This is a genomic window from Parvibaculum sp. (assembly GCF_039680535.1).
Taxonomy (GTDB): Bacteria; Pseudomonadota; Alphaproteobacteria; order Parvibaculales; family Parvibaculaceae; genus Parvibaculum.
The window spans coordinates 374,523-389,998 of the sequence record NZ_JBDKSS010000005.1 but is presented as its reverse complement, the minus strand read 5'-3'; the positions used below and the strand labels follow the sequence as shown (position 1 = coordinate 389,998).

Sequence of the window (15,476 nt, the reverse complement as noted above, 5' to 3'; positions counted from 1 at the left end):
GGAAAATATTAGCGCGGCGCCATACGAATTGCGCCGTCGAGACGAACCGTCTCGCCGTTGAAATAGCCGTTCTCGACCATCTGGATGGCGAGCGAAGCATATTCGACCGGGTTGCCGAGACGCGACGGGAACGGCACCTGCGCGCCGAGCGCCTGACGGACCTTTTCCGGCGCGCCGGCGAGGAGCGGCGTGTCGAAGATGCCCGGGAGGATCGTGTTGATACGGATCGCTTCACGCGACAGGTCGCGCGCGATCGGGAGCGTCATGCCGACAACGCCGGCCTTCGAGGCGGAGTAAGCCGCCTGGCCGATCTGGCCGTCGACCGCCGCGACCGAACCCGTGTTGACGATCGCGCCGCGATCGCCATCCGGCAGCGGGTCGAGCGTCAGCATGCCGGCCGCCGACTTGGCGATGCAGCGGAACGTGCCGACGAGGTTGATCTGGATGATGAGGTTGAACTTGTCGAGCGGGAAGTGCTCAGGCGCGCCCGTCTCCTTGTTCTTCGACGCGGTCTTGATCGCGTTGCCCGTGCCGGCGCAGTTGATGAGGATGCGCTCCTGGCCGTTGGCGGCGCGAACCTTCGCGAAGCCGGCGTCGACGCTGGCTTCGTCGGTCACGTTGACCTTCGCGAAGCAGCCGCCGATTTCCTTCGCAAGGGCTTCGCCCTTGTCTTCCTGAAGGTCGAAAATGCCGACCTTCACGCCCTTCGCCGCAAGCGCGCGCGCCGTGGCGGCGCCGAGGCCCGAAGCGCCGCCGGTAACGATGGCGCTGATGCTGGAATCGAGTTTCATGGTCTAGTCCCTTCTGTGGCGGACCGGAAAACCGGTCATCTCCCGTTTGGCGCCTTATCGTCCGGCACCGGATTGGCGCCGATTTAACAAATTCGCGGAGCCCAACGCGAGCCAAAAATGCTGAAAACAAAAGGAATTAGCGTCGCAACCCTTTGACGCAGCGTCCGCCTTGGCTTGCGGCGGGGGCATCAGCGCCCCATCTTTCGCCTTGAAGCCCGGTTAGCCCCGGGACTGAACAAACATGCCCCGGACCGCGGACGCCCATGTCGCAGCAAGACATAGAGACTGAACTTGAAAGCCCGGCCCTGAGCCTGCCCGCCGTCATCGCCAAAAATGAGAAGACGGTCGAGGAAGGCTTCTGGAAGAAAATGGTCCGCGTCGCGGGCAAGATCCCCTTCGCGGAGGACGCGGCGGCGGCCTGGTTCTGCACGCGCGACCCGGAAACGCCGCTTCGCGTCAAGGCGACGCTGCTCGCGGCACTGGCCTATTTCGTCCTGCCGACGGACATCATTCCCGATTTCATCGCCGGTTTCGGCTTCACCGACGACGCGACCGTGCTCATGGCCGCAGTCGGTCTCGTCTCGAGCCATCTGAAGCTGGAACATCGCGAGGCGGCGCGCAAGGCGCTCGGCCTGCCACCGAAGAAAGAGCCCAAGCCCTAACCCTTTGGGGCCTCTGGCCCGGGAGAGCGCCCATGAACAAGCACGTCAGCGATGTCGCCTTCACCCCGTCGGTCAAGGCGATGCAGGAAAAGCGCGGCAGCCGCGAGTTCTATGCGGAGAAGGATTTCCGCGACCATATCGCGCCGGATATCGCCGCCTTCATCGCCGAGCGGGACTCCTTCTACCTCGCCACCGCGAGCGCCGACGGCCAGCCCTATATCCAGCATCGCGGCGGGCCGAAGGGTTTTCTGCGTGTGCTCGACGAGCGCACACTCGCCTTCGCGGATTACGCGGGCAATCACCAATATATCACTCTCGGCAATCTCGCCGAAAACGACCGCGCCTATATCTTCCTCATGGATTACGCCAACCGCGCCCGCGTGAAAATCTGGGGACGCGCCGAAGTCATCGCCGACAAGGAAATCATCCGGCAACTTATGCCCGAGGACTATCGCGCGCGGCCGCTTCAGGCGATCATCTTCCGCGTCACGGCGCTCGACACCAATTGCTCGCAGCACATCCCGCAGAAGCTCGACGCGCCCGATGTGGCGGGCGCGCTGGCGCATCTGCAGGCGAAGATCGACGCGCTCGAAGCGGAGCTTGCGGCTTACAAGGCCCAGACGCCGCTCTGATTGGAGCGATAGCCGAGCGCGAGATAGGCAGCGTCGATCAGCGACTGCGCGCGATCATTGACGAGAATGCCGTTACCCATCTTGTTCATGTTGTAGCCGAAGCTCATGCGCGCTTCGGGATCGGCAAAGCCGATCGAGCCGCCCATGCCGACGTGACCGAAAGCGGCGTCCGACATGATGCAGCTCATGTTACTCGCATTCGGCACCTTGCGGTTGTCCATCGACTTCATGAAACCGAGCGCGAAGCGCGACGGGATCATCAGCGTCGCATCCTCATGCGTCGACATGGCGACGCGGCCCATGCGGTCCAGCGTGTCCTTCGAGACGAGCTTGCCGCCGCCATTGGCGAGCGGCGCATAGAGCCCCGCAAGGCCGCGCCCGTTCGAGATGCCGTTGGCCGAGCCGATTTCAGAGGCGTGGCATTCGCGCGAATTGAAGTTGGCGTTGCCGTTATTGCCGAGGAAGAGCGCCGAGGGCGATTGCGGATCGGCGAGGATCGCCTGCGTGAATTTCGACTTCAGCGTCGCCTCATCGGGCACGGCATAAATCATGGGCGCAACGCGGGCTTCGTCCGCTTCCGGCAAGCCGCCGATCTGGAAATCGATGCCGAGAGGCTTTGCCACCTCGTCGCGGAAGAACTGACCGAGGCGCTTCTTCGCGGCGCGATGCACGATCTCGCCCACCGTCCAGGCGAAGGTTACGCCGTGATAGCCGTTGCGCGTTCCGGGCTGCCAGAAGGGCTTTTCCTTTGCGACCAGATCGATCATGTAATCGTAGTCGTAATAGCCGCCTTCCTTCACCTTCTCGCGCACATGCGGCACGCCGACGGAATGATCGAGCATCATCGAGACGATGGCCTCTTCCTTCCCGTTGACGGCGAATTCCGGCCAGTATTTCGCGACCGGCGCATCGAGGTCGAGAAGGCCGCGATCGGCAAGCATATGGGCGCAGATTGCCGTCGCGCCCTTGGTGCAGGAGAAAACGATCGACACGGTGTCGCGCGTCCAGGCGTCGCCGCCCGGCTTCTTGCGGCCGCCCCAGATGTCGAGAACGGTCTTGCCTTCGAGCGTGATCGAATGGCTCGCGCCGACTTCCTCGCGCGTTTCGAAATTCTCGATGAAGGCGTCGACCACGCCCTGAAACTTCGGATCGTATTCGCCTTCGACGAGACCCGCCCTCGTTTCCTTCGAGATCTTCTGCAACGCCATTTCGCTCTCCCGTCCGTTTGTTCTGTTGTCGGCGTTTTCGCCGTTATTGCAGTTCGCTGCCCGTGCCGTAGCCGGCCTTGAGGAGCGCGGGCTTGATGATCTGCGTCAGCAGCGCATAGCCCTTTTCATTGAGCGAAAGCCCGTCCCAACGGAAAAGCTCCCGACGCAAATTGCCGCCTCCGTCGAAAAAGGAAGAGGCGACATCGATGTAGTAAAGCCCCGGCGCCGTCTTCTCGTAATCCTGAATAAGCGCGTTGGCGCGCAGCGCGCCCAGCCAGCGCGAGCTGCGCATCGGCGACGGGCGGATGGAAACGAAATAGATCGGCGCCGAAACGCCGTGGCCGCGCAGCGTTGCGACAAAGCCCTTGAAATCGTTGAGCACGTCTTCAGGCCTGCGTCCGCGAACATCGGAGAGATCCGCCTCGCCCGCAATCATCACGATGGCGCGGGGACGATAGGGAAACACGATGCGCGGCGCGAAATGCGTGATATGCGCGATCTGCGCGCCGCCGAAGCCGCGCTGGATCACGGGAACCGGCGCGAGATCATAGGGCAGCGCCTCCCATTGCCGCACATCGTCCGCACCAGCAAAGAGTACGGCATCGCGCGGTGGCGGGTTGGAGACATCGCGGCGCTCGAAGGCCGCGATCTCTCCAGCCCAATAATCCGGATTGCCGGAAGCAAGCAGGACGTAAAGGAGGAAGCTGAACAGGACGACGATCGCCAGCCCGATGCCGGCGCCGATCATCACGAGCAGTCGGCCCATCGGGCGTCCCCCTTCACTCAAATCGCCAGATGGCCGTCAGCGAGACGGCACCAGAACGATCTTGCCCTTTACCTTGCGCGCCGCCATGTCGTTCAGAGCCTGCGCCACTTCCTCGAACTTGTAGGTGCGCGAGACATGCGGGCGCAGCTTGCCCTCCTTGAACCATGTCATCAGTTCCTTGAGATTTTCCTGATGACGGGCGGGCTCGCGGCCAGTGAAAGCGCCCCAGAAGACGCCGACGATCTGGCAGCCCTTGAGCAGCGCGAGGTTGAGCGGAACCTTGGGGATCGGGCCCGCGGCAAAGCCGACGACGAGGAACCGGCCTTCCCAGTTCGTCGCACGGAGCGCCGCTTCGGAATAGTCGCCACCCACCGGGTCATAGACGACATCGGCACCCTGTCCGCCTGTGAGTTCCTTGATGCGGTCCGTCAACGCCTTCTGCTGATCCTTGTCGAGCGAACCCGTGGGATAGAGGATCGTCTCGTCCGCACCATGCTCGCGGCAGACCTGCAGCTTGTCTTCCGAGGAAGCCGCCGCGATGACGCGCGCGCCCATCGCCTTGCCGAGTTCGACGGCGGCAAGGCCGACGCCGCCGGCCGCGCCCAGCACGAGCAGATTTTCACCGGGCTTCAGATGCGCGCGGTCCTTCAGCGCGTGATGCGACGTGCCATAGGTCATCAGGAAGGCAGACGCGGTGACGTAATCCATCTCGCCGGGAATGGGCGTGACGCGCGCCTCGTCGAGCACGAGTTCCTCGGCAAAGCCGCCCCAGCCGGAAGAGCCGATCACGCGGTCGCCGACCTTCACCTTGGTGACGCCCTCGCCGACCCTGGTGACGAGACCCGAGACTTCGCCGCCCGGAGAGAAGGGCAGCGGCGGCTTGAACTGGTACTTGTTCTCGATGATGAGCACGTCGGGGAAATTGACGGCAGCCGAATGAACCTCGATCAGGACCTGACCCTTTTTGGGTTCCGGCGTCGGCACCTCTTCAATGACGAGCTTTTCCGGCGGTCCGTATTCCTTGCACAAAATCGCTTTCATGAGTCGCTCCCTGCCTTTTTGCGGCCACAAGGGCCTGTTTCAATTTCGGTGTTCCTCATTACCACAGGGGGGGCCGCACCTGCCAGATGAGCCGGACATCCGCGCTGCCCGGTTTCTGGCCGAGCTGTCTGGAAATTGGCCGCTGCGCCCGGTATGGTCCTCACCTGTCAGTTGAGCATGCCCGACGCAGGCCCCAAGCAGAGATGAGTCTTCATAAAATGCCGACACGCACACGCTTTCTGGCTTCCGCCGTCGCATTTGCCGCGCTGCTGGCGCCCATGTTCGGCGGATTCGCACCGGGAGGAAGGGCCGAGGCCGCCGAGGCCCCGAAGCTTCTGGGCAAGTTCGACGACTGGGCGGCCTATACCTATGGCTCCGACGCGGACCGGATCTGCTACGTGGTCGCCGAGCCCAGGACGCAGGAGCCCAAGGGCGCAAAGCGCGGCGATGTCTATTTCATGATTACCCATCGCCCGGGCCGGAACATCCGCAACGAGGTGAGCCTGCGCGCCGGCTATACCTACAGCCCCACGTCCAAGCCCTTCGCCACGATCGGCAAGGCGAAGTTCCAGATGTTCACCGGCTTCTCGGAAGGCGGCGAACACCAGTACTGGGCCTGGCTCGACAAGACGAGCGACGAACCGGCGATGGTGAAGGCCATCCGCTCGGGCTCGACCATGGTCATCAAGGGTACTTCGGCCCGCAAGACGACGACGACCGACACCTATGCCCTGAAGGGCGCCGGCACGGCCCTGAAGAAGATCGACGAAGCCTGCAAATAGGCTTCCAAGGCCCTGATCCGGCCTCATCTGGCAGAGTCGCGGGCGCGGCCCCATCTATGCTATGACCCCCGGCGAAACGAGGCCCCCTTCCGGGCCCCGGCAGGATAAAGCTATGGCCACGACACTCGACATTGCGCATAAGCGGGACGAAGCGGCAGACGCCGCTCCCCTGCGCGCGGCCAAGACGAACCTTCTCGGCCTGACCCGCGACGGGCTTGCCGAGGCGCTGCGTGCCTTCGGCCTGCCTGAGAAGCAGATCAAGATGCGCGTCGGCCAGCTCTGGAACGCGATCTATAATCGCGGTCTGTCCGATTTCGCCGACATGACGACGCTCTCCAAGGACATGCGCGCCCAGCTCGCCGAAGCCTTCGTGGTCGAGCGGCCGGAAGTCGTGGTCGAGCAGAAGTCCGTGGACGGCACGCGCAAATGGCTGATGCGGCTCCGCTCCGACAAGCCCGGCGTCCCCGGCCCGGAAATCGAGACCGTCTATATCCCCGAGGAAGGCCGCGGCACGCTCTGCATTTCGAGCCAGGTCGGCTGCACCCTGACCTGCACCTTCTGCCATACCGGCACGCAAAAGCTCGTCCGCAATCTGACGGCGGGCGAAATCGTGGGGCAGTTGCTCGTCGCCCGCGACGCTCTCGGCGAGTGGCCGGATTCGGGCCGCAATTCCGACGACCGCATGGTCACCAACATCGTCATGATGGGCATGGGCGAGCCCCTCTACAATTTCGAGAATGTTCGCGACGCGCTCGACATCGTGTCGGACGGCGAGGGTCTTTCGCTCTCCAAGCGCCGCATCACGCTTTCGACCTCCGGCGTCGTGCCGATGATCGAACGCGCGGGCGCGGAAATCGGCTGCGGCCTCGCCATCTCGCTCCATGCGGTGAACAACGAGACGCGCGACAAGCTCGTGCCGCTCAACAAGAAATATCCGATCGACGAATTGCTCGACGCCTGCCGCAACTATCCTGGCCTCTCGAATGCGCGCCGCATCACCTTCGAATATGTGATGCTGAAAGGCGTGAACGACAGCCTCGCCGACGCGAAGGAACTCGTCCGCCTGCTGAAGGGTATTCCGGCGAAGATCAACCTGATCCCCTTCAATCCGTGGCCCGGCAGCCCTTACGAATGCTCGGACTGGGCGCAGATCGAGAAATTCGCCGATGTCGTCAATCGCGCCGGTTACGCCAGCCCCGTGCGCACGCCGCGCGGACGCGACATCATGGCGGCCTGCGGACAGCTCAAGAGCGAAACGGTGAAGAAGCGCGCCAGCGAGCGTTTCAAGGAAGAAAAGGCGGCGGCCCAGCCGACCGCCTGAAACAGCGACGAGCTTTCAACCCGGATCGTGGAGGACAGGCATGTTCGCCGTCATCTACCGTTGGCGTGTCGAGGAAAAAGACGCAGAGGAATTCCGGCGCCGCTGGCATGAGATCACCATTGAAATCATGACGCATCACGGCGGCGGAGGGTCACGCCTTCACCGCGCCGAGAATGGCGACTTGGTTGCCTATGCACGCTGGCCCTCGAAGGACCATCGCGACCGCGCCTTCGCTGAATTGTCGAGGAAGACGACCGCGACGCCACAGCGCGAAGGCATGGCGGTGCTCATCGAAGAAACCTGGCTCAGGATCACCGACGATCTGCTGATCCCCGAAGCCGACCTTCCGCCCGCATTTCGCTGAATCTCAAGCCGCCTTCTGGCGCAGTTGATCCGTCGCCGCATAACTCGGCCGCGCCCGCATGCGCGCGAGCCAGGCGCTTGCCATGCGCGCATGAGCCAGAGCGTCGGCCCCTTCGGGCGTCAGGCTTGCCAGATGGAGATGCGGGAAGAGAAAGCAATCGGCGATGCTGATTTCCTCGCCCGCAAGAAACGGATTCGAGGCCAGCGCCCTGTCGATCACGCCGAGCTGATGACGAAACTCCCCGGCGGATCGTTCGATCAGCGCCTCATCGGGCACACCTCCCTGCGAAGGCACGAGCAGCCGCTCCTTGGCAAGACCATTGGTCATCGTCGGGAACATGTAGGCGTTGACGAGGCTCACCCAGCGCAGCATCTCCGCCTGATCGAGGGCGCTTTCCGGCTGAAGCTCCGGCCCGTCGAAAGCGCGGTCGATGTAATGCGCGATGGCCAGCGTTTCGTAGAGAAGGATCGCCCCATGCTCCAGCACCGGCGATTTGGCGAAGGGATTGAACCGTCTGTGCTCGTCCGACCCCGGCTCGATCACCCGGACCGTCCAGGGGACATGCTTTTCCGCCGCAACGAGGCTTGCCGTCCAGAGATAGACGCTCATCGGCTGCGAATGAAAAATGATCGTGCTCATTGAAGGCTCCCTTCCTCTAGAACGCGCGAAAGGAACATCGGCATTGCGATGCCTCTCCACAAGACGCGTCGGGAATGGCCCTGTTTGAGCTTTTGGATTGGCTCCGTCGATCAGCGGCGCGCCGCCGCCCAGGCCAGCGCGTCATCAAGCCTGTCATTGCCCCAGAAAAGCTCATCGCCGACTGTAAAACTCGGCGAGCCGAATACGCCCTTCGCGATCGCCTCCTCGGTCTGCGTCTTGAGCCGGTCCTTGTTCTCGGGCGCCCGCGACCGGGCGATGGCGTCCGCCGCATCGAGACCGAGACGGGTCAGGATTTCAGCCAGCACCAGCTCATCCGAAATATCCTTCTGCCCGGCAAAATTGGCGAGATAGACGGCGCGGGTGAAGCCCGGCGCCCAGCCCTCCTCGGCGCCCAGAAGCGCCAGCCGCGCCGCGTTCAGTCCATTCTGGGGGAAGCGGACGGGCTCCTTCAGCGCAAGGCCCTGCGCCGCGCAGATGCGAGCCATGTCGCGCCACATGTAGCGGCCCTTGGCGGGATAGATGTTGAAAGGGCTGTCGTTCCAGCCCTGCGCCCCGAAGATCGGCCCCAGCAGAAAGGGCCGCCAGCGCAATTGCACGCCTGCCTTCTCCGCCGCCGCCTCGACGCGCATCGCGGCCGGATAGGAATATGTGCTGGCGAATTCGTACCAGAAATCGACCGTCATCCCCGAATTTCCCATCATTAAGCTCTTTTACAAATTGGGTGTTTCACTTGAACCACGCAACTGCTCCTGCAGCCCTTGCCGCTCGACCGGATTTCCCTATGATGCGCCGCAAAATCGACCATGACGGTGCCCCGAAGGTGAATCAATGAGCGGCGCGACGAAGAACGTGAAGAAGGTGGTGCTTGCCTATTCGGGCGGCCTCGATACTTCGATCATCCTGAAATGGCTCCAGACGACCTATGGCTGCGAGGTCGTGACCTTCACGGCCGATCTCGGCCAGGGCGAGGAGCTTGAGCCGGCCCGCAAGAAGGCCGAAATGCTCGGCATCAAGGAAATCTACATCGAGGACCTGCGCGAGACCTTTGTCCGCGACTACGTGTTCCCCATGTTCCGCGCCAACGCGCTTTACGAGGGCATCTACCTCCTCGGCACGTCCATCGCCCGCCCGCTGATCGCCAGACGCCAGATCGAAATCGCGAAGGCCACCGGCGCCGACGCCGTCTGCCATGGCGCGACCGGCAAGGGCAACGACCAGGTCCGCTTCGAGCTTTCCTATTACTCGCTCAACCCGGACATCAAGGTCATTGCCCCCTGGCGCGAATGGGACCTGACCTCGCGTACGAAGCTCATCGAATTCGCCGAAAAGAACCAGATTCCGATCGCCAAGGACAAGCGCGGCGAAGCGCCCTTCTCGGTCGACGCGAACCTGCTGCACACCTCGTCGGAGGGCAAGGCGCTCGAAGATCCGTCACAGGAAGCGCCCGAATTCGTCTATCAGCGCACCGTTTCGCCGGAAGATGCCCCCGACAAGCCGACCTATATCGAAGTCGGCTTCGAAAAGGGCGATGCCGTCTCCATCGACGGCGAACGTCTCTCGCCCGCCACGCTGCTCACCAAACTCAACGAGCTTGGCGGCAAGAACGGCATCGGCCGCCTCGATCTCGTCGAGAACCGTTTCGTCGGCATGAAGTCTCGCGGCATCTATGAGACGCCGGGCGGCACGATCCTGCTTGCCGCCCATCGCGGCATCGAGTCGATCACGCTCGACCGTGGCGCCATGCATCTGAAGGACGAATTGATGCCGCGCTACGCGGAACTCATCTATTTCGGCTTCTGGTGGTCGCCTGAGCGCGAAATGCTTCAGGCCCTGATCGACAAGAGCCAGGAAATGGTCACCGGCACCGTCCGCCTCAAGCTCTACAAGGGCAATGTGGCGGTCGTCGGCCGCACCTCCCCCTATTCGCTCTACTCGATGGCCCATGTGACTTTCGAGGAAGACGCCGGCGCCTACGACCAGAAAGACGCCGAAGGATTTATCAAACTGAACGCGCTCCGGCTTCGTCTTCTGGCCGCGCGCAACAAGCGGATTAAAGGTTAATGCGTATCGAAGCCATCCCCATCGGCAAGAACCCGCCCCACGACGTCAACGTCATCGTCGAGGTGCCGCATGGCGGCCATCCGGTGAAGTATGAGATGGACAAGGAGTCGGGCACGCTCTTCGTCGATCGCTTCATCCATACGGCGATGCAGTATCCGGCGAATTACGGCTTCATCCCGCACACGCTGTCCGATGACGGCGATCCGGTCGACGTGCTCGTTGTGAGCCGCATCCCGGTCGTTCCCGGCGCCGTCGTGCGCGTGCGCCCCATCGGTGTGCTGATGATGACGGACGAAGCGGGCCAGGACGAAAAGATCCTCGCCGTGCCGGTCGAGAAGCTCAACCCGTATTACAAGAACGTGCGGAGCTACACCGACCTTCCGGAAATCCTCATCCGCCGCATCGCCCACTTCTTCGAGCACTACAAGGATCTCGAGGAAGGTAAGTGGGTGAAGATCCAGGGCTGGCACGGGCCGGAAGAGGCCGAGAGGATCATTCTCGCCGCCATCGAAGCCGCGAAGCAGGCAAAGAAGGCCTGACACCAGAAGCGTCGGGCGCTGCCTTCAGGGCAGTGCCCACACGCCATCGCGGCCGAGCACGTTGCGGACGATCTGCTGCGCGAGCTCGCTGCCGCTCCGGCTGTTCGTCAGCACGACGACACCCGTTCTCTGCGCCGGGTCGATGACCATCAGGCTCTCGAAGCCGAGGCTCGATCCGCGCGCCCAGAGTGTTTCTCCCGCCTGATCCTTGCGAATACCAACGCCGAGACCCCATGAGAATGTCGGGTCGATGGCGACGCGTTCGCTGAGCATGCGATCATGCAGACGCTCGCCGATCTCCTTGCCGTCCTCGAGCTCGATCATGAAGCGCGCCATGTCCTCCGCATTGGTGTGGAAGGAGCTCGCGGCACTCGGCGTCCGGTCGTCGAAAAGCGCTAAGCGAGGAACGCCGAGCGGCCAATCGAAGAAAGCCAGACTGACGACGAAGGCCGAGAGGAAGGCGAAGGCGAGCGCCATTTCCGGCGAGCGGCTTCGTCCCCGGGCAATGACGCCTTCGCGCGAGCGCACGAAGCCAACGACATAGATGAGATAGAAGATGAAACCGCCCAGCGCGCCGAGGCAGAGCGCATAGGCCACCGCGACGCCGATCATGAATGCGGTATTCGCAAAACCAAGCCCATACCAGACGAGGCCGATCGCAAAGACCAGCGCGAGCATGAGCGGCCAGAGCAGATCGGGCGCGTCGATACGGCCTGTCCTCATGGTGAAGCGCATCACCGCCCAGACGATGCCGAGAACCCCAAGGAAGGCCGCAAGAAACGGCAGATAGAAGACCGCCACCGGAAAGCGCAACGGCACATAGCCCCGCGCCTCGGCGCCGGCTTGCGGGCGCTCTTCATAAGTCGAGGCGTTCATGCCGAGCGGCGCAAAGACGCGGGCCTTCATCACGGCCTCGAACGGTTTCCTTTCGATCGTCTCCATCACATGCTGGAGATAGAGGAAGCCGACGCCGGATTGCGAGAAGCCCTCGCCCGGCGTGAAGCTCGTGCGGCGCGAGACGTGAACCACATTGTCGGTCAATCCCGATGTGTGGGTCAGCACCTGGCGGAGCGTCACCAGCCGGTCGTCGGACTCGCGCGAGAGCCATGGCGACGGCAGATCGCGCGACAGCGGCGCATCGAGAAAGAGCAGCTTGTCACGGGTGAGCGTGAGCGCACCGTAGGCGGCGAGCGTCTCGCCGAGTTCGCCTGCCTCGAACAGTGTTTGCGCCGTGACAGGCGTTTCCTTTCGCCTGTCGGCCACTCCGAAATTTGCCGAATAGATGATCTGGCCGTTTGAGACGATGGCAACGCTCGCGCCGGGAACATCGAGCGACGCCATGCGCTCGGGAATGAAGATGCCGAGCGCGCGCACCATCTCGTCATGCGGCCACGCGATCATGCCGCCGGCAGCCCGCTGGTCGGCGGCATGCGCCGGCTGGCCCGTAAAGAGCCCCACCAGCATCGCCGACCAGAGAAGGAAAAGAAGGCCGCGCTTCATAGGGGCGCATCGAGCGGAAGACGCGGCACCTGCCGCCGGAGGCCAAGCGCATCGATACGCCGGACGATTTCCGCATCGAGCGGCCCCTTCGCCTCGGCGTCGAGAATGTCGGTGAGCTCACGGCGGTTCTTGACGCCGAGCACCACCGTGTCGATGCCCTCCATCGCCAGCGCATAGCGATGAGCGAGGATCGCGGGGTCTTCGCCGAGTTCCGCCGCAAGCGCGCGGTAAGGCGCGGCCTTGGCGTAATCCTTCGTCTCGGCACTTTCGGCGGGAAGTTCCCTGTCGATCTGCGCCGTCAATGCGCCCGCCTGCACGGCGCGAATGCCCATGACGCCGACGCCATTGTTCTTCGCCGTGCGGATGATGTTGCGCGGCTCCGCCGGTTCCTCATAGCGGCGCATGTCGCCGGCGGAATCGAGGAGGTTCGCGACCGCTTGCACGACGGCGGGCCTTGCCTCATCGCGTAGCGCATCCATGATGGTGCGCGGCAGACCGACGCCGGTAATGCCCCAATCGCCGATGAGCCCTTGCGCCTTCAACCGCTCGAAGGCTGGCACGACGGCTTCGACATAGAGCGGCCATGGCAGCGCCCAGCGGCCCTGCGTCTCGGCATTCTTCAAAAAGGTATAGCCGACGGGATGGATGTTCGAATGCAGGAAGAAGAGATCGACCTGCTCGCGCTTGAGTGTTTCGAGGCTGCGGCGCAGCGATCGCTCGAGACGCTCATGCACCTCGGATGCGGGCAGATTGGCGAGAATGCACTTCGTTGTGACGCGAAGCCCCTCGGGCCACGCGCCCTCGAAGGCGGCGCCTGCCACCATTTCCGCCTCGCCGCGCCCATAGGAGGGTGCGAGATCGAGAAGCGTGATGCCGCGCTCGACGGCGAGACGAACCGTCGCCACCGCTTCATCGCGATCGGTCCTGCCCCAGATCTGTCCGAGGCCGCCGCCGCCCAGCGTCAATGCGCTGACCGGCCACAGATTACCGAGCCTGCGCGTCTCCATCCCCTGCTCCTCAGAAGTCCTTCGGCAGCGCGATGCCGTTCTGGCGGCAGGCGGCAATGACCGTGTTGCGCATGAGGCAAGCGACCGTCATCAGGCCCACGCCGCCCGGCACGGGCGTGATGGCGCCTGCGACCTTCACCGCCTCGTCGAAGGCGACGTCGCCGACGAGCCGCGTCTTGCCCTCGCCCTTTTCCGGCGCGGGCACACGGTTGATGCCGACATCGATAACGATGGCGCCGGACTTCACCCAGTCGCCGCGCACCATGTTGGGCCGGCCGACCGCTGCGACCAGAATGTCGGCCTGACGCGCCAGTGCAGGCAGGTCGTGCGAGCGGCTATGCGCGATGGTGACGGTGCAGTTCTCCTTCAGCAGCAATTGCGCCACGGGCTTGCCGACGAGGTTGGAGCGGCCGATCACAACGGCATGCTTGCCCGAGAGATCGCCGCCCGCGAGCTTCGCCATGATGACGCAGCCTTCGGGCGTCGCAGGCACCATGGCCGGAAGGCCGCTCGCAAGCCGGCCCGCATTGAGCGGATGAAGCCCGTCCGCATCCTTGTCGGGATCGATCGCGTCGATCACGGCCTGCTGGCTGATCTGGTCGGGCACGGGGAACTGCACGAGAAAGCCGTGGACGGCGGGATCGGCGTTCAACTCGCGCACCTTGGCGAGAACCTCGTCCTGCGTGGCCGTGCCGGGCAAACGGTATTCGAAGGAGTTCATGCCCGCCTCGACGGTCGCAATGCCCTTGTTGCGGACATAAACCTCGCTCGCCGGATCGTTGCCGACGAGAACGACCGCGAGGCCGGGCGTCAGCCCATGCTCGGCCTTCAGCCGGGCGACTTCGGCCGCGACGCGCGCCTTCAGGGCGGTGGCGATGGTCTTGCCGTCGATGATGTTGGTCGGGGATGCAGACATGGGGGCACCTCATGGTTGAGACGGGGGTGCCCAGGCGAGCGGCGGTATCTTCCTGCGCTTCCCGGTGGTCATGCCCACCTCGCCTCGCCAGTCACGCAGAACGGGGCGGATAATAAGCATGATCCCGAAAAGTGGGAACCGGTTTTCGGGCCAGTCATGCTCAAAATTACAGGCGCCCGATCAGCCCCATGCAATCGCCGGAGTGGTCCTATTCCGGCAATGCGCCGAACCAGGCTTCCAGCCGCTCGTAATGCCCCTCTCCGCGCAGGACCACGGTCTTGACCCGGCCCGTATCGCCGGAGGCGATCTCGACGGCGCTTGGGGGCAGCTTCCATGCCTTGGCAAGGAGCTTGATGACGGCGGCATTGGCCTTGCCCTTTTCGGGCACATCCTTCACCCGGAGCTTCAGGAAGCTCCGCCCCTCGGCATCGGCGCCCAGCCCGTCGATTCGGTCCGCCCCGCCCTTGGGCGTCACCCTGACGGTCACGGCGACGCCGTCGGCAAGTTTTCGGAGCGGCAGGGAGGCCATGGGAGGCTCAGAAGCTCGCCATGTAGGAGCCGTAGATCTCCCAGATCAGGTTCTGGAGGAAATAAAGGAGGAGCAGAAGCACGACCGGCGAAATGTCGATGCCGCCCAGATCGGGCAGGATGCGCCTGATGGGCCTGAGCGCGGGCTCGGTCACCCGGTAGATGATGTCGACGACGGAATAGACAAAGCGGTTATGCGTGTTGACCACGCCGAAGGCGATGAGCCAGCTCAGCACGGCGCCGATGATGATGACCCATGTATAGAGCTGGATGACCTGCGTGATCAGGATGATAAGGGATTGCATGGACCTCTGCTTTTCGACGCTGGACGGGCGCGCCTCGCGGCTTTCTGCCCGGGGTTCGGCGGGTTCGGACCAGATGTAAAGGGCGGCACTCCCCGGTTCAAGCTGCAGCTTCAAACTGAATGCCGACAGTCTCTTGACACCCGGCGCGGCTCCGCCTAAAGAACCGGCTCAATTCCGGGGCCGTAGCTCAGTTGGGAGAGCGCCTCGTTCGCAATGAGGAGGTCAGCGGTTCGATCCCGCTCGGCTCCACCATTCCCGGAAATTGAGCCGTTTGAGGCTCTGCAAATGCCGCCGCTGCCGGACCCTCGAAGAGGACCGGCGGAACAGGCATGCGTTCGGGCGGCGTCGGGGCCGGATATGACGCAACGTCCGCGCCCTTCCCCGTCCACCGCA

At 63.6% G+C, this 15,476-nt stretch carries 18 protein-coding genes, 1 tRNA gene and 1 riboswitch; of the genes, 8 read left to right on the top strand and 11 right to left on the bottom strand.

Going from position 1 to position 15,476, the window contains the following annotated elements; translation table 11 throughout:
* Window positions 1-8 precede the first annotated feature (8 nt).
* Window positions 9-791, bottom strand: a complete 783-nt coding sequence (locus ABFC66_RS03065; RefSeq protein ID WP_152214677.1) for an SDR family NAD(P)-dependent oxidoreductase — start codon at window positions 789-791, stop codon at window positions 9-11.
* Between the two features lie 263 nt (window positions 792-1,054).
* Here ABFC66_RS03065 and ABFC66_RS03060 point away from each other — a divergent pair, with 263 nt between their 5' ends.
* Window positions 1,055-1,453 carry a YkvA family protein gene (locus ABFC66_RS03060; RefSeq protein WP_346739477.1) on the top strand — a complete coding sequence of 133 codons (399 nt, stop codon included), beginning with the start codon at window positions 1,055-1,057 and terminating at the stop codon, window positions 1,451-1,453.
* Window positions 1,454-1,485: 32 nt separating this feature from the next.
* Window positions 1,486-2,085 carry a pyridoxamine 5'-phosphate oxidase family protein gene (locus ABFC66_RS03055; RefSeq protein ID WP_346739476.1) on the top strand — a complete coding sequence of 200 codons (600 nt, stop codon included), beginning with the start codon at window positions 1,486-1,488 and terminating at the stop codon, window positions 2,083-2,085.
* On the opposite strand, the gene ABFC66_RS03050 is transcribed toward ABFC66_RS03055, so the two are convergent.
* Genes ABFC66_RS03050 through ABFC66_RS03040 form a run of 3 tightly spaced genes read right to left on the bottom strand, consistent with a single transcriptional unit; the run spans window position 2,061 to window position 5,100 of the window.
* Window positions 2,061-3,293, bottom strand: coding sequence for a serine hydrolase domain-containing protein (locus ABFC66_RS03050; RefSeq protein ID WP_346739475.1), 1,233 nt, complete (start codon window positions 3,291-3,293; stop codon window positions 2,061-2,063). The two genes, ABFC66_RS03055 and ABFC66_RS03050, sit on opposite strands and share 25 nt — an antisense overlap.
* 43 nt (window positions 3,294-3,336) lie before the next feature.
* Complete coding sequence (locus ABFC66_RS03045; protein ID WP_346739474.1) at window positions 3,337-4,059, bottom strand: hypothetical protein; 723 nt, start codon at window positions 4,057-4,059, stop codon at window positions 3,337-3,339.
* A gap of 36 nt (window positions 4,060-4,095) precedes the next feature.
* Window positions 4,096-5,100: an NADPH:quinone oxidoreductase family protein gene (locus ABFC66_RS03040; RefSeq protein WP_346739473.1), complete on the bottom strand. Its 1,005-nt coding sequence runs from the start codon at window positions 5,098-5,100 to the stop codon at window positions 4,096-4,098.
* Between the two features lie 218 nt (window positions 5,101-5,318).
* Here ABFC66_RS03040 and ABFC66_RS03035 point away from each other — a divergent pair, with 218 nt between their 5' ends.
* The 3 genes from ABFC66_RS03035 to ABFC66_RS03025 all read left to right on the top strand — a co-directional run bounded on the left by ABFC66_RS03035 (window position 5,319) and on the right by ABFC66_RS03025 (window position 7,567).
* The gene (locus tag ABFC66_RS03035) at window positions 5,319-5,882 is read left to right on the top strand and encodes a hypothetical protein (RefSeq protein WP_346739472.1); all 564 of its coding nucleotides are present in this window, start codon (window positions 5,319-5,321) and stop codon (window positions 5,880-5,882) included.
* Window positions 5,883-5,994: 112 nt separating this feature from the next.
* Entirely contained in the window at window positions 5,995-7,203 is a 1,209-nt protein-coding gene (rlmN, locus tag ABFC66_RS03030; RefSeq protein ID WP_346739471.1) for a 23S rRNA (adenine(2503)-C(2))-methyltransferase RlmN, read from the top strand.
* A gap of 40 nt (window positions 7,204-7,243) precedes the next feature.
* On the top strand, window positions 7,244-7,567 hold the full coding sequence (locus ABFC66_RS03025) for a hypothetical protein (RefSeq protein ID WP_346739470.1): 324 nt from the start codon (window positions 7,244-7,246) through the stop codon (window positions 7,565-7,567).
* A 3-nt stretch (window positions 7,568-7,570) separates the two neighbouring features.
* On the opposite strand, the gene ABFC66_RS03020 is transcribed toward ABFC66_RS03025, so the two are convergent.
* Window positions 7,571-8,206, bottom strand: a complete 636-nt coding sequence (locus tag ABFC66_RS03020) for a glutathione S-transferase family protein (protein ID WP_346739469.1) — start codon at window positions 8,204-8,206, stop codon at window positions 7,571-7,573.
* A gap of 110 nt (window positions 8,207-8,316) precedes the next feature.
* On the bottom strand, window positions 8,317-8,910 hold the full coding sequence (locus tag ABFC66_RS03015) for a 2-hydroxychromene-2-carboxylate isomerase (RefSeq protein ID WP_346739468.1): 594 nt from the start codon (window positions 8,908-8,910) through the stop codon (window positions 8,317-8,319).
* A gap of 145 nt (window positions 8,911-9,055) precedes the next feature.
* Here ABFC66_RS03015 and ABFC66_RS03010 point away from each other — a divergent pair, with 145 nt between their 5' ends.
* Window positions 9,056-10,288: an argininosuccinate synthase gene (locus ABFC66_RS03010; RefSeq protein ID WP_346739467.1), complete on the top strand. Its 1,233-nt coding sequence runs from the start codon at window positions 9,056-9,058 to the stop codon at window positions 10,286-10,288.
* Complete coding sequence (gene ppa, locus ABFC66_RS03005) at window positions 10,288-10,827, top strand: inorganic diphosphatase (protein WP_346739466.1); 540 nt, start codon at window positions 10,288-10,290, stop codon at window positions 10,825-10,827. Before ABFC66_RS03010 ends, ppa begins: the two co-directional genes overlap by 1 nt.
* Before the next feature lie 24 nt (window positions 10,828-10,851).
* Here ppa and ABFC66_RS03000 read toward each other — a convergent pair whose 3' ends face one another.
* From ABFC66_RS03000 to ABFC66_RS02980, 5 genes are all read right to left on the bottom strand, one after another.
* The gene (locus tag ABFC66_RS03000; RefSeq protein WP_346739465.1) at window positions 10,852-12,327 is read right to left on the bottom strand and encodes a serine hydrolase domain-containing protein; all 1,476 of its coding nucleotides are present in this window, start codon (window positions 12,325-12,327) and stop codon (window positions 10,852-10,854) included.
* Entirely contained in the window at window positions 12,324-13,334 is a 1,011-nt protein-coding gene (locus tag ABFC66_RS02995) for an aldo/keto reductase (protein WP_346739464.1), read from the bottom strand. The genes ABFC66_RS03000 and ABFC66_RS02995 overlap by 4 nt, the downstream gene beginning before the upstream one ends.
* A gap of 10 nt (window positions 13,335-13,344) precedes the next feature.
* A complete protein-coding gene (folD, locus tag ABFC66_RS02990) occupies window positions 13,345-14,250 on the bottom strand; it encodes a bifunctional methylenetetrahydrofolate dehydrogenase/methenyltetrahydrofolate cyclohydrolase FolD (protein ID WP_346739463.1) in 906 nt (301 codons plus the stop codon).
* 21 nt (window positions 14,251-14,271) lie between these two features.
* A riboswitch (ZMP/ZTP riboswitch) is annotated at window positions 14,272-14,355 on the bottom strand.
* Between the two features lie 103 nt (window positions 14,356-14,458).
* Entirely contained in the window at window positions 14,459-14,779 is a 321-nt protein-coding gene (locus ABFC66_RS02985; RefSeq protein ID WP_346739462.1) for a DUF167 family protein, read from the bottom strand.
* Window positions 14,780-14,786: 7 nt separating this feature from the next.
* Window positions 14,787-15,083 (bottom strand): YggT family protein, encoded by a 297-nt coding sequence (locus ABFC66_RS02980; protein ID WP_346739461.1) that lies wholly within the window; start codon window positions 15,081-15,083, stop codon window positions 14,787-14,789.
* 176 nt (window positions 15,084-15,259) lie between these two features.
* Here ABFC66_RS02980 and ABFC66_RS02975 point away from each other — a divergent pair.
* A tRNA-Ala gene (locus ABFC66_RS02975) sits at window positions 15,260-15,335 on the top strand.
* Window positions 15,336-15,476 lie beyond the last annotated feature (141 nt).